The sequence below is a fragment of the Olsenella absiana genome, assembly GCF_036408855.1.
GTDB classification, from domain to species: Bacteria; Actinomycetota; Coriobacteriia; order Coriobacteriales; family Atopobiaceae; genus Olsenella_K; species Olsenella_K absiana.
The window spans coordinates 197,879-218,489 of record NZ_JAZGJQ010000002.1 but is presented as its reverse complement, the minus strand read 5'-3'; the positions used below and the strand labels follow the sequence as shown (position 1 = coordinate 218,489).

12 protein-coding genes and 1 riboswitch are annotated in these 20,611 nt (G+C 71.4%); of the genes, 4 read left to right on the top strand and 8 right to left on the bottom strand.

The genetic code is table 11. The features are described 5' to 3' along the window. Positions 1-18: 18 nt before the first annotated feature. From VXJ25_RS02870 to VXJ25_RS02855, 4 genes are all read right to left on the bottom strand, one after another. Positions 19-2,430, bottom strand: coding sequence for a DEAD/DEAH box helicase (locus VXJ25_RS02870; protein WP_330957710.1), 2,412 nt, complete (start codon positions 2,428-2,430; stop codon positions 19-21). 8 nt (positions 2,431-2,438) lie between these two features. Further along, the gene (locus tag VXJ25_RS02865) at positions 2,439-3,791 is read right to left on the bottom strand and encodes an ATP-binding protein (RefSeq protein WP_330957709.1); all 1,353 of its coding nucleotides are present in this window, start codon (positions 3,789-3,791) and stop codon (positions 2,439-2,441) included. Positions 3,792-3,936: 145 nt separating this feature from the next. Then, positions 3,937-6,090: a TerB N-terminal domain-containing protein gene (locus VXJ25_RS02860; RefSeq protein WP_330957708.1), complete on the bottom strand. Its 2,154-nt coding sequence runs from the start codon at positions 6,088-6,090 to the stop codon at positions 3,937-3,939. A gap of 147 nt (positions 6,091-6,237) precedes the next feature. Further along, positions 6,238-9,957 (bottom strand): phosphoribosylformylglycinamidine synthase, encoded by a 3,720-nt coding sequence (locus tag VXJ25_RS02855; RefSeq protein ID WP_330957707.1) that lies wholly within the window; start codon positions 9,955-9,957, stop codon positions 6,238-6,240. 175 nt (positions 9,958-10,132) lie between these two features. Here VXJ25_RS02855 and VXJ25_RS02850 point away from each other — a divergent pair, with 175 nt between their 5' ends. Further along, positions 10,133-11,641: a transglutaminase-like domain-containing protein gene (locus VXJ25_RS02850; protein WP_330957706.1), complete on the top strand. Its 1,509-nt coding sequence runs from the start codon at positions 10,133-10,135 to the stop codon at positions 11,639-11,641. An 80-nt stretch (positions 11,642-11,721) separates the two neighbouring features. Here VXJ25_RS02850 and VXJ25_RS02845 read toward each other — a convergent pair whose 3' ends face one another. The 3 genes from VXJ25_RS02845 to VXJ25_RS02835 all read right to left on the bottom strand — a co-directional run bounded on the left by VXJ25_RS02845 (position 11,722) and on the right by VXJ25_RS02835 (position 15,157). Beyond that, complete coding sequence (locus VXJ25_RS02845) at positions 11,722-12,522, bottom strand: energy-coupling factor transporter transmembrane component T family protein (protein ID WP_330957705.1); 801 nt, start codon at positions 12,520-12,522, stop codon at positions 11,722-11,724. A gap of 2 nt (positions 12,523-12,524) precedes the next feature. After that, positions 12,525-14,450, bottom strand: coding sequence for an ABC transporter ATP-binding protein (locus VXJ25_RS02840; protein ID WP_330957704.1), 1,926 nt, complete (start codon positions 14,448-14,450; stop codon positions 12,525-12,527). Positions 14,451-14,587: 137 nt separating this feature from the next. Next, on the bottom strand, positions 14,588-15,157 hold the full coding sequence (locus VXJ25_RS02835; protein ID WP_330957703.1) for an ECF transporter S component: 570 nt from the start codon (positions 15,155-15,157) through the stop codon (positions 14,588-14,590). A gap of 7 nt (positions 15,158-15,164) precedes the next feature. Then, positions 15,165-15,311, bottom strand: a riboswitch (FMN riboswitch). A gap of 235 nt (positions 15,312-15,546) precedes the next feature. On the opposite strand from VXJ25_RS02835, the gene murB reads away from it, so the two are divergent. The 3 genes from murB to cysE all read left to right on the top strand — a co-directional run bounded on the left by murB (position 15,547) and on the right by cysE (position 18,454). Continuing rightward, positions 15,547-16,467: a UDP-N-acetylmuramate dehydrogenase gene (gene murB, locus VXJ25_RS02830; RefSeq protein ID WP_330957702.1), complete on the top strand. Its 921-nt coding sequence runs from the start codon at positions 15,547-15,549 to the stop codon at positions 16,465-16,467. Positions 16,468-16,765: 298 nt separating this feature from the next. Continuing rightward, positions 16,766-17,677: a cysteine synthase A gene (gene cysK, locus VXJ25_RS02825; protein WP_330957701.1), complete on the top strand. Its 912-nt coding sequence runs from the start codon at positions 16,766-16,768 to the stop codon at positions 17,675-17,677. Between the two features lie 81 nt (positions 17,678-17,758). Continuing rightward, positions 17,759-18,454, top strand: a complete 696-nt coding sequence (cysE, locus tag VXJ25_RS02820; protein ID WP_330957700.1) for a serine O-acetyltransferase — start codon at positions 17,759-17,761, stop codon at positions 18,452-18,454. Positions 18,455-18,462: 8 nt separating this feature from the next. Here the strand turns inward: cysE and VXJ25_RS02815 are convergent, their stop codons facing one another. Beyond that, positions 18,463-20,433, bottom strand: a complete 1,971-nt coding sequence (locus VXJ25_RS02815; RefSeq protein ID WP_330957699.1) for a S8 family peptidase — start codon at positions 20,431-20,433, stop codon at positions 18,463-18,465. Positions 20,434-20,611: the final 178 nt, after the last annotated feature.

Here is a 20,611-nt window from a genome sequence, read left to right as displayed (position 1 = left end):
GGGGCGCGGGCGCAGCGCCTACCCGCGGGACTGTGGCGGGAGCTGGGCGCGGGTCGCGAGCCTGGCCGCGGCCGGCTCGTCCGGCCAGGAGCGCACGCGCTCGAGCATGCCCTCCACGTCGAGCACGCCGAGGGCGAAGCCCTTGCGCACGAGCTCCTCGGGCACGAACTCGTCGTACTTGTCGAAGTAGGGGACCTCGGTGGGGTAGAGCAGCTCCATCGGGTCGAGCGGCTTGGCGGCCTCCTCCTTCACGACGCGGTAGAAGGTGCGGGCGTCCGCCCTCATCACGAACTGCATGAAGTAGGGGCGCGACGAGTCGAGCCCCTTGAGGCCGAGGCGCTCGCCGCACCGGATCTTGAGGAAGCGCTCGAGGGCGAGGAAGGCGTAGCTGCCGAGCCAGGGGAAGAGGCACCACATGGTGCCGCCGAGGCAGACGAGCGGCTCGCTCGCCACGCGGGCGAACGAGGCGACGTGGCGCGCCTGGGCGAGCCGGGCGCGGGCGTTGCGCTTGAGGTAGGGGTAGCTGCGCCCCTCCTCGAGGACGCCGCGCATGCGCTCGAGGACGTGGGTGTCTATGTCGCCCGCGACCATGCCGAAGTAGGCGGGTACCTTCCCCTTGACCTTGGTGCACTGGATGAGGTGGCGCTTGTAGTCGATCTCCTCGATGACCCAGACGGCGCCCGCTATCGCGATGCGCTCGCCCACCGGGGGAGGCTGCACGATCGTGCCGAGCTCCTCGGACTCGCTGCGGACGGTGTATTCCTCGTCCTCCGCGAAGACGGCGTAGAAGCGGAAGTCGTTGCAGACGCGCTCGCCGGCGAGGCCGACGACGAAGCCGCCCTCGTCGGTGCGCTCGAGGTGGTCGATCTCCAGCAGGTGACGCAGGAGGACGGCGTAGTCATCCAGGGAGATGCGGTGGAAGGGCGTGAGGGTGAGCACGCGCCTCGCGAGCTCTGGGGCCGTGAGCTCGCCGGACGAGGCGAGCGTCGCCATGGTCTGGTGGTAGAGCAGGCTGAAGGGCAGCCCGTCCAGGCGGGGCGGCTCGACCCAGCGGTCCTCGACGTAGAGCTGGACGAGGGCGATGCCCTGCAGGAGCTTCCAGGGGATCGTCTCCGGGAGGAGCGCCCGGGCCTCCGGCTCCTCCTCGCGCATGAGGAACCACATCTCGGGGGGCTGGCCACGCCTGCCGGTGCGGCCCATGCGCTGCAGGAAGGAGCTCACGGTGAAGGGGGCGTCGATCTGGAAGGCGCGCTCGAGGCGGCCGATGTCTATGCCTAGCTCGAGCGTGGAGGTGGTGACCGTGGTGAGGCAGCTGTCCTCCTCGCGCATGAGGTCCTCGGCGGTCTCCCTCAGGCTGGCCGAGAGGTTGCCGTGGTGGATCAGGAAGCGGTCGGGCTCGCCGCAGGCCTCGCAGTACTGCCTGAGCGAGGTCGTGACGGACTCCGCTTCCTCTCGGGAGTTGGCGAAGACGAGGCACTTGTGGCCCTTGGTGTGCTCGAACACGTAGGCGAGACCAGGGTCCGCGAAGACGGGCGCGCTGTCGCTGGGCTCCTCGTGGTCGGGCTGCTCGGGCTCCGCGCCTCCCGACACCTCGGGCGCGTCCTGCGCCCGCTCGGCCCTCGGGGGCACGCGCTCGCAGCTGGGCTCGGCGAGCGGCACCTCGTAGGAGGGCTCGCTTGCGGCCGCCCCTCGTCCGAGGCCGTCCTCGCCGCGCTCGGGTGCCTGGGGGCCGGTGACGTAGAAGTGCTCCATCGAGATGCGCCAGCGCTCCTTGGGGGCGTCGAGCCTGGGGATGACGCAGCGCCGCCCCGTGCCGGCGGAGAGGTAGGCGCCGGCGGCGGTGGGGTCGCCGATGGTGGCGGAGAGGCCGATCCTCCTGGGGTTCACGCCCGCGAGGCGCGAGAGCCGCTCGATGCAGCACAGGGTCTGGTCCCCGCGGTCCCCACGGAGCAGGGAGTGGACCTCGTCGATCACGACGAAGCGCAGGTCCGAGAAGATCCTCCCGATCGCGGCGTGGCGGTGCAGGAGCATGGACTCGAGCGACTCCGGGGTTATCTGGAGGATCCCGGAGGGGTGCTTGAGCATCTTGGCCTTGTGGGACTGCGAGACGTCCCCGTGCCAGTGCCACACGGGTATGTCGCCCTCGGCGCAGAGGTCCTCCAGGCGGAGGAACTGGTCGTTGATTAGCGCCTTCAGGGGGCCGATGTAGATGCAGCCGACCGAGGCGGGAGGGTCCTCCCAGAGCTCGGTGAGGATGGGGAAGAAGGCCGCCTCGGTCTTGCCCGAGGCGGTCGACGCGGTGAGAAGGACGTTGTCGTCCGTGTTGAAGATGGCGTCGGCGGCCGCGACCTGCACGGAACGGAGGCTCTCCCAGTTGTGGTCGTAGATGAAGTCCTGGACGAAGGGTGCGTAGCGGTCGAAGGCGCCCATGGTGCGGCCTAGATCTCGAACTCGGTGAAGTCGTCCTCGCGCACGCTCGAGCCGTCCGCGACGGAGGCGGGGGAGGCCACGGGGCCTGAGAGGAGCTGGTCCTTGAGGAGGTCGGCGGGGGAGAGCTTGGGGTTCTGCGAGAGGATGTCGAGCATCTCCACGAAGTCCCTGATGACCTCGCGGGGCGTGAGGTGGGTGTCCGCGCCGACGCGGCCGTACTCGGCCTGCAGGAACTGGACGAGCTCGTCCTCGGTGATGGTCCGCTGGTAGCCGAAGAGGCCGGCGTGGATGTCCGCGAGCTTCTCCGTGAGGACGAGGAGCTCCTCGTAGGTCAGGGGCTGCAGGTGGATCACCGGGGCGAGCAGGTCGACGAGGCCGTCTGACGCGAAGCGCCCCTGCGTGAGGCGGGAGCGCAGGGCCTCGTAGGAGTAGAGCCCGCGGCGGCGGTCCTCGATCGACTGGGGCGTGCCGCCCATGATGATGCCCAGGTAGTGGGCCTTGCCCTGCAGGGTGTCGTTGTACATCGTGAGGATCTTCTCATAGTTGTACTGGCGGCTGATGGCGTTGGGGATCTTGTACAGGTTGACCAGCTCGTCGATGAGGACGATGAGCCCCTTGTAGCCGGCGCCGCGGAAGAACGCGGCGAAGATCTTGAGGTAGTCGTACCAGTCGTCGTCGCCGATCACGATGTTGACGCCCAGCTCGCGCCTGGCCTCGCTCTTGGTGCGGTACTCGCCCCTGAACCACTTGGTGACGAGGGACTTGGTCTCGTCGTCGCCCTCGAGGTGGGCGCGCCAGTAGCGGGTGAGGAGGCGCGCGAAGTCGTAGCCGTGGACGAGCTCCTCGAGCGAGCGGACGCACTCGAGGATCTTGCGCTCGACGGCCTCGGCGAAGCCGTCGTCCTCGGGGTGGAGGCCCTCCCCCACGGTGACCTGGCCCTCCACGTTGGAGATCCAGCGGTCGAGGATGAGGTTCAGGGCGCCGCCCTCGGGACGGGTCTTGGTCGAGAGGTTGCGGACGAGCTCGCGGTAGGTGGCGAGGCCCTGGCCGGAGCCGCCCTGCAGGCGCCGCTCGGGCGAGAGGTCCGCGTCGCAGACGACGAAGTCCTTGCCCATGGCGTGGTTGCGGATGGTCTGGAGCAGGAAGCTCTTGCCGCTGCCGTACCTGCCGACGAGGAAGCGGAAGCTCGCCCCGCCGTCCGCCACGAGGTCGAGGTCGTGCAGGAGGGCGCCTATCTCGCGCTCGCGGCCCACGGTGATGTAGGGCAGGCCCACGCGCGGCACGACACCGCCCTTGAGCGAGTTGACGATGACCGACGCGATGCGCTTGGGGACGCGCTTGTTGCCCGTGGCTGCTGACATGTTCCCTCGATTCCCCGAAGCGCACGATGGCCCGGTTGCTCGTGACCTTGGGCTGAAGCCTGATTGTACACTATAGGACGGGGGAGGGGAACAGTTGTTCTAAATAAAGTTCTCACAGGTCCTCGCGCCCGGCGCGCCGCGAGGCCTAGGTCCCGATGAGCTCCCGCACGTCGTCCGCGTAGTCCTCGACGGCTCGCCAGCCGTCGTCGGTCTCCTCGACGACGGCATCGCCGACCTCGTCGAAGAGCTTCTCGTTGATGGAGTCGACGAGGACGGAGGGCAGGGGCGCGCCCGGGCCGAGGAGGTCGTCGATCGGCCTGGCATCGAGGATTCGCTCGAGCGCGGCGAGCTCGAGCGGCGTGAGGCCGAGCGTCTCCGCGCCCTCCTCCCCCGCGCCGCCCTCGGGCACGTCGCCGCCGGCGGCCTGCGCGGGAGCGTCATCGCTGGCCGCCGGCGCGGGGCCTGCTGGTGCGACGACGCCCGCGGCCGGCGAGGCGCCCGCGGGCGCGGTCCCCGGCTGGGGGGCCTCGTCGGCCGTGGCCTCCGAGGGCGGCACGTAGCCCTCGCGCTCCTCGTCCACGAGGAGCGCCTCGCGGGTCGTCGCGGCGGCGGAGCGGATGTGCGCCAGCTGGGAGAAGTCGATCCTCACGCGGCGGGCCTCGCGCTCCCGCTCCTCCTGCCAGACCTCGCGCGCGGCCCCCTCGACGATGCGCACGAGGTACTTGGGCAGGCCCTTCGGCTTGAGCTGGTGGCCCTCCTGCCAGGCGGCCCTCATCTGGCGGTCGATCTCGTGCAGGACGAGCGCGAGATCGCGCGAGGGGACGCAGCGGTCGTAGCCCTTGAGCTCGCTGAGGCGTCCCTCGGAGCGGATGACGAGCTCGACGTCGCTGAGGCGCACCTCGACGTCCGGCAGCCCCTCGGGCTCGACGTAGGGGAGGCCGCGGAACGGGGTGTAGCCCGTGGCCCAGGGAGGACCGAAGAGGCCGTCGACGAAGCCGACCTTGCGCCTTCGTGCGCAGTGCTCGCACATGGCGGCGAAGACCCTGGCGGAGACCCTGGCGGCGGCCTCGGGGTGCGCGCGGAAGAAGGGCGAGTGGTTGGGCTTACGCGAGGAGAGGTCGAGCATGGCGCGGAAGACCTGCTCGTCCGTGACCGGCGCGTCCTTGTCGGCGATGCATTCCATCGGGTCGCGCGCGAAGGCCGAGCGCGCGTCGCCCGTGACGCGGGCGTACTCCCTCCGGGCGTCCTCCCGGGCGAGGGCTCCTTCCGGCCCGGCGGCGGTCCGCGCGGCCCTGCGCGCCGCCGCCGCGTCCGAGACGGCGCGTCCCTCGGCGATGCGCAGCACCCTGACCGCCGCGCCGAAGGTCCGCTCCCACTCGGAGACCGCGAGCGCGGGGTCCGCGCCGAGGCAGACGACGCAGTCGTCGAGCCAGCCCGAGAGCTCGCGGACGAGGTTGGGGCCCATGCCGGACGTGCAGAGCTCGGGGGCGGCGTCCCTGAGGCGCAGGAGCTCGCGCGCGCAGGCGTCGCCCCAGGCGGGCGCGGCGCCCTTGCGGGGCCGCCCGCTCCCCTCGGGCTCGGCGGGGCCCTCGGACCCCGGGTCCTTCTCGTCCCGCCGGCGCCCGCACCCGACTCCGTTGACGAGCTCGGCGGCGAGGAGGCGCGCGTAGGCGTAGGGGATCGTGCGCGCCACGCCACGCCTCCACTCGGCCCTCCAGGCGAAGTAGCCGCGCAGCTCGCGGTTGCCCAGCGCTCGGTAGGTCGGCAGCTGCTGGTAGACGTAGATGGCGGAGAAGGACGCGTCGTCCGCGTAGTCCTCGGCGAGGCGGGCCTGGCGCACGAACAGCTCCGCCTCCTGCCTCCTGCCGGAGTGAGGCAGCTCGTGCTCGAGCGCGCGCAGCTCCCGGAGCGTCTCCGGCAGGGAGGAGGTGCCGATCGTCGCCGGCCTCCAGGCGCGTTCCGCGCGGGAGGTCGAGCGCTCGTAGGACCGGCGGATGATCTCCTGGTACTCCTGGCTGCTCCGGCTCCGGCGCACCTGGGCCTCGCCCGTGCGGGGCGGGGTCCCGTCCGCCTGGGTCGGGGTGCGTTTGGAGGGGGCGTCGTTCGGGCGGCTGGCGTCGCGCGCCTCCCGCTCGCGCCTGAAGTCGGCGCCGGTGCGCAGGATCGGCTCGTCGGAGTAGGTGCGCGTCGTGATGCTCGCGTCGCCCTTGTCGCCCATGGCCTCGAGGACGGAGTCGACGATCTCTTGGATGCGGTCCCGGCCGCCGGGCCCGCCCTCGGTGGGGTCTACGTCGGACACGTTCCTCCTTCGCGTCTGGGGTACGCGACCAATTCTAGCCGTGCGCGCCCCGCGCGGCGGCCCGCCGCATGGGAAAGGGGCCCGCGCGGCCGGCTCGTACCGGTCGTGCGGGCCCCAGGCTCGGGTCCCTTCGTGCGGGCGTGGTCGCTAGTCTGCGAAGTACGCCACGCCGCCCTCGAAGAGGGGCTGGTAGGGGTTGCCGTCGACGTTCTTGTAGGTCCCGGAGGTGTAGCGCTCCGTGTGGCCCATCTTGCCGAGGACGCGCCCGTCCGGGCTCGTGATGCCCTCGATGGCGAGCATGGAGCCGTTGGGGTTGACGTCGAGGTCGAGGGACGGCACGCCGTCCTCGTCCACGTACTGGGTCGCCACCTGGCCCTTGGCGACGAGCTCGTCGAGAAGGGCCTGGGGCGCCACGAAGCGGCCCTCGCCGTGGCTGATGGCGATGGTGTGGACGTCGCCGACCGCGCACTTGGAGAGCCAGGGCGAGAGGTCGCTCGCGACGCGGGTGCGCACGAGGCGGCTCTGGTGGCGGCCGATGGTGTTGAAGGTGAGGGTGGCGCACTCGTCGCTCATGTCCACGATGTCGCCGAAGGGCACGAGGCCGAGCTTGACCAAGGCCTGGAAGCCGTTGCAGATGCCGAGCATCAGGCCGTCGCGGGCGTTGAGGAGGTCGCGGACGGCCTCGGTGACCGCGGGGTTGCGGAAGAAGCTCGTGATGAACTTGGCGGAGCCGTCGGGCTCGTCGCCGCCGGAGAAGCCGCCGGGGATCATGACGATCTGCGAGCGGCGGATCTCGTCGACGAGGGCACGCGCGCTCTCGGCGACGCGCTCGGGCGTGAGGTTGTTGACCACGAGGGTCGTGACGTCGGCACCGGCGCGCTCGAAGGCGGCGGCGCTGTCGTACTCGCAGTTGTTGCCCGGGAAGACCGGGATCACGACGTGCGGGCGCGCGAGCTTGACGGCGGGGGCGGACATGCCGCCGCCGGTGGTGTGCGAGACGACCTCCACGCGCTCGCCCGCCTGCTCCCACGGGTAGACCTCGGCCAGGGGCTCCTTCCAGGCCTCCTCGGCGTCGGCGAGGTCGAGGCCCTTGTCGCCCACGATCCAGAGGTAGTCCTCGACCACGGTGCCGAAGGGCTCCACGAAGACGCCGGCCGGCGCCTCGGGGCTCACGCCGGGCGCGAGCTCGACCACGAAGCTGCCGTAGGCGAGGTTGAAGAGGCGGTCGGTGTCGAAGCCCTCGTCGAAGCGGATGCCGAGCTCGTTGCCGACGCACATCTTGAAGAGGCCCTCGGCCCAGCCGCCGTAGCCGGGCGTCGCCACCGCGCGCGCCTCGCCGCGGCCGACGAGCCCCTCGACGGCGTCGAAGGTCGCGAGCAGCGACTCCGGCGTCGGACGCAGGTTGCACTCGCCGTAGGCGGGCAGGATCGCCCACAGGCGGTCGCCGGCGTGCTTGAGCTCGGGGGAGCACACGCGCCCGACGCTGCCGACGGCCGTGGCGAATGAGACCAGGGTCGGCGGCACGTCGAGGTCCTCGAAGGAGCCGGACATGGAGTCCTTGCCGCCGATCGACGCGACGCCGAGGTCGGCCTGGGCCATGAGGGCGCCGAGGACGGCCGCCGCGGGCTTGCCCCAGCGCTCGGGGACGTCGCGGAGCTTCTCGAAGTACTCCTGGAAGGTGAGGTAGGCCTTCCTGTGCTCGAAGCCCGCGGCCACGAGCTTGGAGAGCGACTCGACGACGGACAGGTACGCGCCGCGGAACTGGTCGTGCTCCATCAGGCGCGGGTTGAAGCCCCAGGCCATGCCGGAGCAGGTCGTGGTCTCGCCCTCGACGGGGAGCTTGGCCGCCATCGCCATCGACGGGGTGAGCTGGCGCCTGCCGCCGAAGGGCATGAGGACCGTGGCCGCGCCGATCGTGGAGTCGAAGCGCTCGGAGAGGCCCTTGTTGCAGGCGACGTTGAGGTCGGAGAGGACCGCGTCGAGCCTGTCGGCGAGGTCGTCGCCCTCCCAGGTGGGCTGCCAGGGCTCCTGGTGCTCGATGTGGACCACCTGGTGCTTGGGGGCGCCGTTGGAGGAGAGGAACGCGCGGCTCACGTCGACGATGGTCTTGCCGCGCCAGGTCATGACCAGGCGCGGGGACTCGGTGACGCGGGCCACGACCGTGGCCTCGAGGTTCTCCTCGGCCGCGTAGCCGAGGAACTCGTCCACGTCCTCGGGCGCGAGGGCCACGGCCATGCGCTCCTGGGACTCGGAGATGGCGAGCTCGGTGCCGTCGAGGCCCTCGTACTTCTTGGGGACGCGGTCGAGGTCGATGTAGAGGCCGTCGGCCAGCTCGCCGATGGCGACGGAGACGCCGCCCGCGCCGAAGTCGTTGCAGCGCTTGATCAGGCGGCAGGCGTCGCCGCGACGGAAGAGGCGCTGCAGCTTGCGCTCGGTCGGGGCGTTGCCCTTCTGGACCTCGGCGCCGTCCTTCTCGAGCGACTCGACGTTGTGGGCCTTGGAGGAGCCGGTGGCGCCGCCGATGCCGTCGCGGCCGGTGCGCCCGCCGAGCAGGACGATCTTGTCGCCCGGCGCCGGGCACTCGCGGCGCACGTGGTCGGCCGGGGTGGCGCCCACGACGGCGCCGATCTCCATGCGCTTGGCCACGTAGCCGGGGTCGTAGACCTCGTCGACCTTGCCGGTGGCCAGGCCGATCTGGTTGCCGTAGGAGGAGTAGCCGGCCGCCGCGGTGCGGCAGATCTTGCGCTGCGGGAGCTTGCCAGGCAGGGTCTCTGAGACCGGGACCCTCGGGTCGCCCGCGCCGGTCACGCGCATGGCCTGGTAGACGTAGCTGCGGCCGGACAGCGGGTCACGGATGGCGCCGCCGATGCAGGTGGCCGCGCCGCCGAAGGGCTCGATTTCGGTCGGGTGGTTGTGGGTCTCGTTCTTGAAGAGGAAGAGCCAGTCCTCGTCGGTGCCGTCGACGTCCACCTTGACCTTCACCGTGCAGGCGTTGATCTCCTCGGACTTGTCGAGGTTCTCGAGCTTGCCCTCGTGCTCGAGCCACTTGGCGCCGATGGTGCCCATGTCCATGAGGCAGACGGGGCGCTCGGCGCGGCCGAGCTCCTCGCGCATCGCGAGGTAGCGGTTGAAGGCCTCCCAGACGACCTCGTCGTCGATCCTCACCTGGTCGAGCTGGGTGCCGAAGGTGGTGTGGCGGCAGTGGTCGGACCAGTAGGTGTCGATCATGCGGATCTCCGTGATGGTCGGCACGCGGCCCTCGTCGGAGAAGTACCTCTGGCAGAACTGGATGTCGGCGAGGTCCATGGCCAGGCCGCGCTCGTCGATGAAGGCCGCGAGCTCGTCGTCCGTGAGGTCGAGGAAGCCGTCCAGGACCTCGACGTCCGCGGGCTCGGGGTAGGCAACGCGGAGCGTCTCGCGCTCCTCGAGGGAGGCCTCGCGCGACTCGACCGGGTTGATCACGTAGCGCTTGACGGCCTCGAGGTCGGCGTCGGTCACGTCGCCGCCGATGGCGTAGAGCTTGGCGCAGCGCACCTCGGGGCGCTCGCCCTGGGAGATGAGCTGCACGCACTCGCTCGCGGAGGCAGCGCGCTGGTCGAACTGGCCGGGGAGGGACTCGACGGCGAACACGCGCAGGCCGGAGAGGTCGGGCAGGTCGCGGGAGGCAACGTCGCTCTGGGGCTCGCTGAAGACGGTGGGTATGCACTGCTCGAACAGCTCGTCGGAGATCCCCTCGACGTCGTAGCGGTTGATGAGTCTGAGGTCGGTGATGGCCGAGATACCGAGCGTGTGGCGCAGCTCGTGCCGGAGCTGGCTCGCCTCCACGTCGAATCCAGGCTTCTTCTCTACGTAGACGCGAGAGACCATAGGTCCTGCCTTCCCTGGTTGTCGTTGCCGGAGGGTACTCGTCCATGATAGTTCGCCCGCACGGTCGGGCGGGGCAGTTTACGGAGGTTTGCGCAGCGTCCACGGACCACGGCGGCCCGCCGGCGGCGGGCTTGGCTATCATTTCCGCATCCCGCGACGGAACGGAGGTTCAGCCATGTCCGGTGAGGCTTCAGCTGTCGGGGCGCCGTCTTCGACGTGGGCGGCCGAGAAGGACGCGCGCCTGCGCGCGTCCGTCAGGAACGAGGACTTCGCGCTCGTGTCCAGGCCGCTCGACCCCGGCCTCGAGCGCCTCGAGCGCTCCGGGCGGACGAGCGAGGCTATGCGCAGGATCGAGGGGGAGCTCGCGGCCGGCGACCTCGAGCCGGAGCGCGCGGCGCGGCTGCGCGTGGAGCTCTACCGGCTCAGGCGCGTGTGCCAGGAGTACCGCCTCAGCAGGGAGGACGTGCTGGGAGGCCTCAGGGGGAGGCTGAAGGGCGCCTCGGGCGACGCCGACGCCCTGCTCGACGAGCTGATGGAGCGCCGCCTGGTGGACTGGCGCGAGATAGACGGCGAGCGCCGCTTCCTGCCGCGCTACCTGGAGACCCTCGAGCGCCACGCCGGCGAGGTCCCCGGTCTGGAGGCGAGTCGGGACCCGGACGCCAAGGGGCTGGTCCGCACCCTCGTCTCCATGCGTGAGACCTGCTCGCAGGCGCGCCGCATCACCCTGCGCGCGACCGTCGCTTCGAGGGCGCCGGTGGCGCCGGAAGACGTCGTCAGGGCCTGGCTCCCGCTGCCGGTCGAGTGCGGCGAGCAGCGCGGCGTCGAGGTCTTCTACGAGTCCACGCCCGGCGGCGTGGTCTCGCCGGTCGACTCCGCGCAGCGGACGATCTTCTGGGAGGGCAGGGGGGCCGAGCTTCCCCTCGTGGAGGGCCGCGCGAGCTTCCAGGTGCTCTACCGCTACACCATCCAGGTTCCCTACGTCGCCCTCTATCAGGCCGCGGACGAGGCGGGCTCCAGGCGGCGCCAGGGCGTGCCCACTTACCCCGGCCCCGCGGACGCGCCGACGGACCTCGCGCCCTACCTGGGCGAGAAGGCCCCGCACATCGTCTTCACACCCTTCCTGCGCGCGCTCGCGCGCAGGGTGGTGGGCGAGCGGCGCGACGCGCTCTCGCGCGCCCGCGCGATCTACGACTACGTGACGAGCAGCGTCAAGTACCACTACCAGCCGGCCTACGTGGCCCTCGGCAGCATCGCCGACACCACGGCGCGCACCCTCACGGGCGACTGCGGCTGCATGTCCCTGCTCTTCATCACCCTCTGCAGGATCGCCGGCGTGCCCGCGCGCTGGCAGAGCGGCCTCTACGTGCGGCCGCAGGGCGCCCGCCCGCACGACTGGGCGCAGTTCTACGCCGGGCCCTACGGCTGGCGCTGGGTGGACTGCTCGTTCGGCGCGAGCGCCTACCGCTCGGGGGACGAGCTGCGCCGCACCCACTACTTCGGCAACCTCGACCCGCTCCGGATGATCGCCTGCACGGACTTCTACGAGCCGCTCACGCCGCCCGACGACGCCCTGCGCGAGGACCCCTTTGACAACCAGCGCGGCGAGATGAGCGTGGGAGACGTCGGCCTCGCCGGCTCCGAGATGGAGCGCTCCGTCGAGGTCGTGGACTTCGAGGAGGCCTAGGGAGGCCGGGCGCGGGCGGGGCGCCCGCGCCCGGCCGGCACCCGCGAGCGCCCGCCGCGCCGCGCCGGCCCGCCGGGCGCCTAGACGCCCCCCAGCAGGAGCAGGCCCGCCACGTAGGCCGCCGCGAGGGCGACGAAGCCCCAGTCGGACGGGCGCATCGCGAGTGGGTGCCAGCGGCTGCGCGTCTGGGCGCCCTCGTAGCAGCGGGCGCCGAGCGCGCGCGAGAGCCCGTTGGCGTGGCGCATGGAGCTCGCCAGGAGGGCCACGATCACGGGGCCCACGGCCTTGACGCGGTGGACGGGCGAGCCCTGGCCGAAGGCGCCGCCGCGCGCGGTCTGCGCGTCGATGACGGCGGAGGCCTCGTCGGCCAGCGTCGGGATGAAGCGCAGCATCAGCGAGAAGATCATGGCGATCTCGTGGGCGGGCAGGCCCAGGCGCGCCAGCGGCGAGAGCAGCGAGTCGAGGGCGTCGGTGAGCGAGGTCGGCGTGGTCGTGAGCAGCAGCAGGGCGCAGGCCACGACCGCGATGACGAGCCTCAACGTGTAGAGGACGGCCGCCCAGGCGCCGTCGGTGGTGATGAGGATGGGGCCCAGCTGCGCCAGGGGCGTGCCCGTGGGCCGCACGAGCAGGTTGAACAGGCTCAGGATGGCGAAGGTCGCGATCAGCGCCCGCGTGGAGGCGAGGACCTTGCCGAGCGGCACGCGCGAGGAGGCCACGAGGGCGACCAGCGCCGCGTAGCCGTAGGCGAGCTGCAGCGGGGAGTTGATGAAGAAGCAGGTCACCACCAGCACGAGGATGCACACGAGCTTGGCACGCGGGTCCATCCGGTGCAGCGGCGACTGGGCGGGGTAGTACTGCCCCAGCGTGATCCGGAGAGCCATGGCTACGCCTCGCCCCCCTTCGCGGCCCCGCCGCCGGTGCGAGCCGCGCCCGCGCGCCGGGCGACGGCGCGCGCCAGCGCCTCCGTCGTGAGCGGCCGTCCCAGCCCGTCCACGCCCAGCTCGCCGAGGCGAAGCGCCCAGCGCAGCGGGAGGGGTAGCCCCAGGCCGGCCTCAGCGAGCGCGCGGCCGTTCTCGGGCGAGAAGACCTCGGCGGGCGTGCCCCGCATCAGGACCCGCGACCGGTCGAGGACCACGACGCGCTCGGCCTCGGCGGCCTCCTCCATCGAGTGCGTGACCCTGACGACGGTGGCGCCACGCGCGTGGACGTCGTCGAGGATGGACTCCAGCTCGATGCGGCCGCGCGGGTCGAGCCCGGCGCTCGGCTCGTCGAGCACGATTGTCTCGGGCCGCATGGCGAGGATGCCCGCGAGCGCGCAGAGGCGCTGCTGGCCGCCGGAGAGTTCGAAGGGCGAGTCGTCGGCCTTGTCGGCGAGGCCCACCAGCGCGAGGGCCTCGGCCACGCGCCGGGAGACCTCGCCGGCGGCGAGGCCCAGGTTGGTGGGGCCGTAGGCCACGTCCTGGGCGACCGTCTCCGCGAAGAGCTGGCGCTCGGGGAACTGCATCACGTAGCCGATGCGCCCGTGGATGAGGCGGCGCGAGCGCTTGTCGGCCGTGTCGAGCCCGTCGACCCTGATGGTGCCGGCGTCCGGCGTGTCGAGCGCGCAGACGAGCCTGAGCAGGGTCGACTTGCCCGATCCGGTCTGGCCGACAATCGCGACGCTCTCGCCGCGCAGCGCCTCGAGCGAGACGTCGTCGAGGGCCGACCCCGCGGGCGTGCCCGCGATGCCGTCGGCGTAGCCGTAGGACACGTGGTCGACAAGGACCGCGGGCTCCTCGGCGCCTGCACCGCGCGCGGGCGCGGGCGTGGGGCACAGGCCCTCTGCGGGCGCGGCCTGGCGACCGCCCTCCCCGGCGGCCGTCGCGGGGCCCGCGTCCTTCTCGCCCGGGGCCGGGGCGTGGGCGCAGACGGCCGCGACGGAGGCGGCGAGCTCCTGGGGGTCGCAGGTCCAGCCCACACCGACGCCCAGCTCGGCGAGCCGTCCGGAGAGCCGCGCCGGGAAGGGCTCCTCGAGCCCCAGGTCGCGGATGTGGTCGGCGTGCGCGAAGACCTCCTCGGGCGTGCCCTCGAGGCGGACGCGGCCGTGGTCGAGCACGACGACGCGGTCGGCCGAGAGGGCCTCGTCCATGTAGTGGGTGATGTGGACCATGCCGATGCCGGACTCCCGCAGCTCGCCCATGACCTCGAGGATCGAGCGGCGCCCGCGGACGTCGAGAAGGGCGGCAGGCTCGTCGAACACGATCGCGCGCGGCTCCATGGCCAGCGCGCCGGCGATGGCGAGCCGCTGCTTCTGCCCGCCGGAGAGCAGCGTGGGGTCGGCCTTCGCGTAGTCGTCGAGGGCGACGCGCCGGATCTCGCGGCGCACCCGGCGGCCGATCTCCTCCGGGTCGAGGCCGAGGTTCTCCGGCCCGAAGGCCACGTCCTCCTCGACGACGGTCGTGACGATCTGGTCGTCCGGGTTCTGGAAGACGAGGCCGATGCCGCGGCGCGCGCGGCGGTAGGCGTCGAAGTCCACCCTGCCGTCCGCGAGCACGCGCTCGCCGAGGAGCGTGACCTCGCCCTCGTCCGGGGCGAGGAGGCCGCAGAGCACGGAGCCCAGCGTGGACTTGCCGGAGCCGTTGGCGCCCAGGACGCAGAGGCGCTCCGCGGGGAAGACGTCGAGGTCGACGCCGTCCAGGGCGCGGACGCCGCTGTCGTAGCGCAGGGTGACCCCGCGAAGCGACAGCAGGGGCTCCCCGCCCTTCCGGGGGACGGGCCGCCTGCCTGCGGCGCACGGGGCCGTGCGGACTTGGCTGGGGGACGTGCCCACGCGCTCACCTGCCTTTCTTTGGGGGTGCCGCCGGCGCACCCGGCGCCGGCGGATCGGAGAGGGGACGGCGGGCGTGCGCCCACCGTCCCCGGGACGTGCTGAATCTCTGCTCGGCCGCCAAGTGGGGGCGGCCCCGGCTACCTTATCGCCTTGGAGACGGGCCTCAGCAGCAGGCCCGCGACGACGCCGTTGATCGCGGCCTTGAGGACGTTGAACGGCAGCAGCGCGGGGACGATCAGGGCCTTGACGGCCTCGACGGGCATGCCGGCGTACAGCGGCGTGAAGACCAGGTTGCCGAGGATGGCGGCGGCCACGCAGATGACGCCGCCCGCCACCATGCCCACGACAGCGCGGCTGGGCGAGGGCTTGGTGCGAAAGATCAGCGAGGCGGGCACGGTCATGGCGAAGGTTACGAGGATCGCCATGATGGTCCCGTAGATGCCGCCCGAGGTGCCGAGGTGCACGAGGTAGGGCAGGACGGACACGACCGCGCCGACCGCCGGGCCGAACGAGAAGCCCGCGAGGAGCGCGACGATCCCGGACGGGTCGTAGCGCAGCCACTCGATGCCGGGAATGATCGGGAACTCGATGAACAGCGTGCAGACCGCCGAGATGGCGCAGAACAGGGCGCACACCGCGATGCGCCGGGTGGACCAGCCGCCGTTCTGGTCGGTGGTCGCGTGCTTGTCGAGGGATGGTTGTGCCATGGTGGCGTCTCCGTTTCTTCTATCCGGACTCTGACCGTTGGTCCTGGACTCTCACCAGGTCAACCGCTCTCGCGGGTCGCGGACTCCGCCGGGAGCCCTGTGCTCCCCGGTCGTTACCGCCAGTGGGGAATCTCACCCCGCCCTGAAACTGACGGGCAGGAGCATAGCACGAACGCCCCGCGCGTCCACGGATACGCTTCCCGGGTTTTACAAGCGCGAAAGGAAGGGCGCGCGGCCGAGAAGGACGCGTGGGCGAGAGGGGCGCGCGGCCCCCGGGCGGGAGGGGTGCCTGCTGGGATAGACTGCGGGTACGAGTATGCTTGATAGATGTTTGCACGAGGCCGATGCGAGCCTGCGCGCCGCCGGGGCGCAGGCCGTGAGGAGGGGCGATGTCAGGGGAGACGTTCGACAGGCGGGCCGCTGCCCGCGGGCTTGCCGCCATCCTGGGGAGCGGGCGGGTGCTCGAGGACGAGCCGATGAGCGAGCACACCACCTTCCGGGTCGGCGGCCCCGCCGACCTCTACGCCGTCCCGGAGAGCGCCGACGGGCTGGTGCGGGCCCTCGCCTGGCTGCGGGAGCGCGACGTGCCGTACTTCCTGCTCGGCAAAGGCTCAGACCTGCTCGTCTCCGACGCGGGCTACCGCGGCGTCATCGTCGCCGCCGACGGGCTCAAGGGCTTCTCGCGCGAGGGCGACGAGCTCACCTTCGGCGCGGGCGTCTCGCTCAAGGAGGCGACCGACAAGGCCCTCGAGCTGGGGCTCGGCGGCCTGGAGTTCGCCTGCGGCATCCCGGGGTCCGTCGGCGGCGCGTGCTACATGAACGCGGGCGCCTACGGCGGCCAGATGGCCGACGTCCTCGTGCGCGTGCGGGCGGTCATGCCGGACGGCTCGGTCGCGGACGTGCCCGCCGACGAGCTCGAGCTCGGGTACCGCACGAGCCTGATCAGGACCGCCGGGCTGGTGGTCGTCTCCGCAACGGTGCGCCTCGAGCCGCGCGACCCCGCCGAGATCTCTGCGACCATGCAGGACCTGACGAGGCGCCGCGAGGAGAAGCAGCCGCTCGAGTTCGGCAGCGCCGGCTCCACCTTCAAGCGGCCGGAGGGGCACTTCGCCGGCAAGCTCATCACGGACGCGGGGTGCAAGGGCTACCGCGTGGGCGACGCGCAGGTCTCGACCAAGCACGCGGGTTTCGTGGTGAACCTCGGCCACGCTACCGCCGCCGACGTGCACGCCGTGATCGAGCACGTGCAGGAGGAGGTCGAGCGCCAGTTCGGCGTGAGGCTGGAGTGCGAGGTCATCTCGCTCGGATAGCGGGCGCGGGCGGCCGGCGGGGCCGGGCAAGCCTGGGGGAGGGGCGGCGCGGGCTTCGGCCTGCGCCGCCCCTCTCGTGCGCCTCTGCGTCCCGGCCGGCGCGACCCCGAGGACCTTCTCGGCCCTGAGGTCCTTCTCGCCCCGGGCTGCGCCGCACGAAACCTGCTGCTTACATATTCCTACTTGCAAACTAGGAATATGAGTGCCATTCTTTGTCCCAGCGAGTTAACGGGCGGGCGAAAAGGGACCGTCCTTCTTACCTCGCGGCTAGCGGAACGTCATCTATAGGAGGAGCATCATGAAGTTCGCAATGCGCACGGAGTCACTCATCGGCCAGACCCCCCTCGTAGACCTCTCGCCACTCGCGGGTGGCGCTGCCAGGGTCCTCGGCAAGTACGAGGCCACCAACCCCGGAGGGTCGGTGAAGGACCGCATCGCGAAGGCGATGGTGGATGCGGCGGAGCGCGACGGCTCGCTCAAGCCCGGCGGCACCATCATCGAGCCCACTAGCGGCAACACCGGCGTCGGCCTGGCCATGATCGCGGCCGAGCGCGGCTACAAGATGATCCTCGTGATGCCCGAGACCATGTCGATCGAGCGCCGCAAGCTCGCGGCCTCCTATGGAGCCACGATCGTCCTCACCCCCGGCGCCGAGGGGATGAAGGGCGCCGTCGCCAAGGCCGACCAGCTCAAGGCCGAGACGCCCGGCGCCATCGTGGCCGGCCAGTTCGTGAACCCCGCCAACCCCGAGGCCCACTACAAGACCACCGGCCCCGAGATCTGGCGCGACACCGAGGGCGCCGTGGACGCCGTCGTCGCCGGCGTCGGCACCGGCGGCACCATCTCCGGCACCGCCCGCTTCCTCAAGGAGCAGAAGCCCGGCGTCTACGCCGTGGCCGTCGAGCCGGCGGAGTCCCAGGTGCTCGCTGGCAAGCCCTCCGGTGCCCACCGCATCCAGGGCATCGGCGCCGGCTTCGTCCCCAAGACCTATGACGCCTCCGTCGTCGACGAGGTGGTCCCCGTCGCGTCCGACGACGCAATCCAGACAAAGAAGCGCCTCGCGGCCGAGCTCGGCCTGCTCGTGGGCATCTCCTCCGGCGCTGCCGTCGCGGCCGCCGTCGAGCTGGCGAAGCGTCCCGAGTTCGCCGGCAAGACGATCGTGGCGATCCTGCCCGACACGGGCGAGCGCTACCTCTCGATGGACCTGTAGCCGGCTGGCTGCAACCTATCGCAAGACTGGCGTAACCGGCCGGCCCTCGGGGGAGGGCCGGCCGCACGAGAGGGGACAGCGATGAGCCTGGCAGGTGCGCTGGACACGCAGGGCGGGAAGGGCCTGGGGGCCGGGAGCGGCCTCGGGGAGGACGCCCGTATGCAGGAGAGGGTCTCGTGGCGGCAGCGCCGGCGCGAGGACGTGGAGGCTATGCTCGCGCGCGACCCGAGCGCCACGAGCCACGGCGACGTGCGCCGCAACTCCACGGGGCTGCACGCCATCTGGGCGTTCAGGCGTCAGCACTGGCTGTGGGTGCACGGCCTGCACGAGCTCGCCCTGTTTCTGGCGCGCCGCTCGCGCAAGCGCTACGGCATAGAGATCCACCCCGCCGCCACCATCGGCCGGCGCTTCCTGATAGACCACGGCATGGGCATCGTGATCGGCCAGACCGCCGTCATCGGCGACGACTGCCTGCTCTACCAGGGTGTCACGCTCGGCATGACCGGCCACCACGGCGGCAAGCGCCACCCGACGCTCGGCGACAACGTGATGGTGGGCGCCAACGCCACGATCCTGGGCAACATCCGCATCGGCGACAACGTGAAGGTGGGCGCAGGCGCCGTCGTGGTGCACGACGTGCCCTCCAACGTCACCGTGGCGGGCGTGCCCGCGACCATCGTGCGGGACCACCGCTGCTGGGACACCCCCCACCTCACCGTGGTGCCCTCCCCCGAGGACCTCGACAACGAGAACGTGCGCTGGTCCTGCGCGCTGTAGGGCCCTGGCTAGCCCAGGTCCAGCGTTTTCCCGTCGTGCCAGCTCGCCAGGCTGGCGTCGTCCATGTCGGGACGGGAGTCGAACGCGAAGCCGCCGTCGAACGTCACGGTCGCCCAGCTCGTGAAGGCGCTCCCCGTCGGGTCCGTGCCGTTCGCGCGTACGGCCACGGTGTTCGGCTCGGTCTCGCTGACGAGGAAGTCCGAGCCCCGGAAGTCGAAGAACATCGTGCCGTAGAGGACGCTTCCCTGGTATGCGACCTCGTGGGTGGCCGTGTCGTAGGAGAACGCGGAGAGGGAGAGGTTGGCGACCCCGCCGGAGCTGACGAACAGCTCGTCCACGCCGTCGGAGTCGATGTCCCACAGGCGGACCCAGTTGGACGAGCCGTTGGTCTTCATGAGGCCTATGAGGTCCTGTCGCGACCCCAGGTACTCTGCCGACGTACCCGCGGCCTCCTGTGCGAGGAAGTCCAGGACGTACCCGGACCAATCCCCGTCCTCCACGAAGCGCTCGTAGGCCTCGTGGGCCTCGTCGTTGCCCGTGCGCCCGAGGTCGGGGCGCACGGAGGCGACGGCGGCCGACGCGTCGGGCATCGCGTACGTCCCGGAGGCGCTGCTCGCGCCCCTGTCGGCGGTGTCCACGATGGCCCGCTTCACCTGGTCCCCGGTGAGGCCGGGGTCGAGCGCGTAGCACAGCGCGGCGATCCCCGACGCGTGTGGCGCGGCCATCGAGGTGCCGCTCCAGCCGCCCTCGTAGCCCCCGGGGACCGTGCTGCAGATGTCTACGCCCGGAGCGGCTACGTCGACGCGGCTCCCGGTGTTGCTGAAGGCCGCGAGCCGGTAGCGCCCGTCGCCGGCGTTCTCGGCCGCGCCGACGACGATGATTCTATCCTTGAGCCGCTCGTCGGTGATGCCCGCGAAGATGCCGTTCTCGACGGCGTCGCAGCCCTGTTCGCCGTCGTTGCCGGCGGCCTGCACGATCACGAAGTCATAGCCCCTGTCCAGCAGCTTCCCGAGGAAGGGGGTGTAGACCTGGGCGTCGAGCTCGGAGGCCCTCCGCGCCTCCTCGTGGCCCCTAAAGGTGAGTCCCATGCTGACGTTGATCACCCGACAGCCGCTGGAGACCAGTTCGGCCAGGCCGTACTTCCACTTCATGTAGCCGTCGTAGTGGCCGTTCAGGACCGTGGGGTCGCTGTCTTCGCCCATGGTGGAGAAGCCGTAGAGGTCGGCGGTCGGAGCGATTCCCGCGATGCCCCTTCCGTTGTCGAAGCCTGCCGCGATCGTGCCCGACACGTGCGTGCCATGCTTGTCGTCTGGATGGCTCGGGTTGTTAATGACCCTCGCGAACGACAGGTCCTCGTGCGAGGCGTCGAACATGCTGTCGATGACGCCGACGCCCACCGGCTGCATGTCGTCCACGAGGTCCCACGCGTCTGGGGCGTCGATGGCCTCGACGCCCCAGTTGGAGCCCTCCGGGTCGTCCGTGTCCCAGCCCTCCTGCCGCCAGACGCCGTCGTTCGGGACGTAGTTGGCGTCCGTCTCGAACAGCTCCTCCGGCATGGCGACCTCCACGATGGGGTCTTCGGCGAGGCTCTCCGCGAGCCTCTCCATCTCGTCGAACGTCTTGGGCTCGTCGAGCTGTATCTGGTAGTCACCGGTCAGGCCTATCTCGCCGACGACCTTGCCGCCGATTCGGGAGGCGAGGTCGTCGACCTGCTCGCGTGAGGTGCCGGAGACGACGGTCACGTCGATGATGTCGTTCACGTAGTAGGTGGCCGCGCCATCCTGGACGATGCTCCCTGGCTCCGGCTCCTTGTAGGACATCGCCGCCTCCGGTGAGCCGCCACCGGACGGGCCTCCCTGGGAGGGCTCGCTCCGGGCGGAGCTCTCCGCCGCGGCGCCCGTGGAGCCGCATCCGGCGAGGAGGAGGGCGCACAGGGTCATGGGGACCAGCGCCAGCGCGGCGAGCCACGCTCTTCTCATCTCCGGGCCTCCTTGGGTCGGGCGGTGCGTGAAGGGGCTCTCCCTCGACCCCTCGGCACATACTATAATAAATGCAATGGATGAAAAGAGGCCAATGCGCGGCGGGCGTCTGCGGCCAGAGAGAAGCCGCCGGCAGACGGGCTTCTCGTCTGCCGGCGGCTGGCTTGGTCTTGCCTCT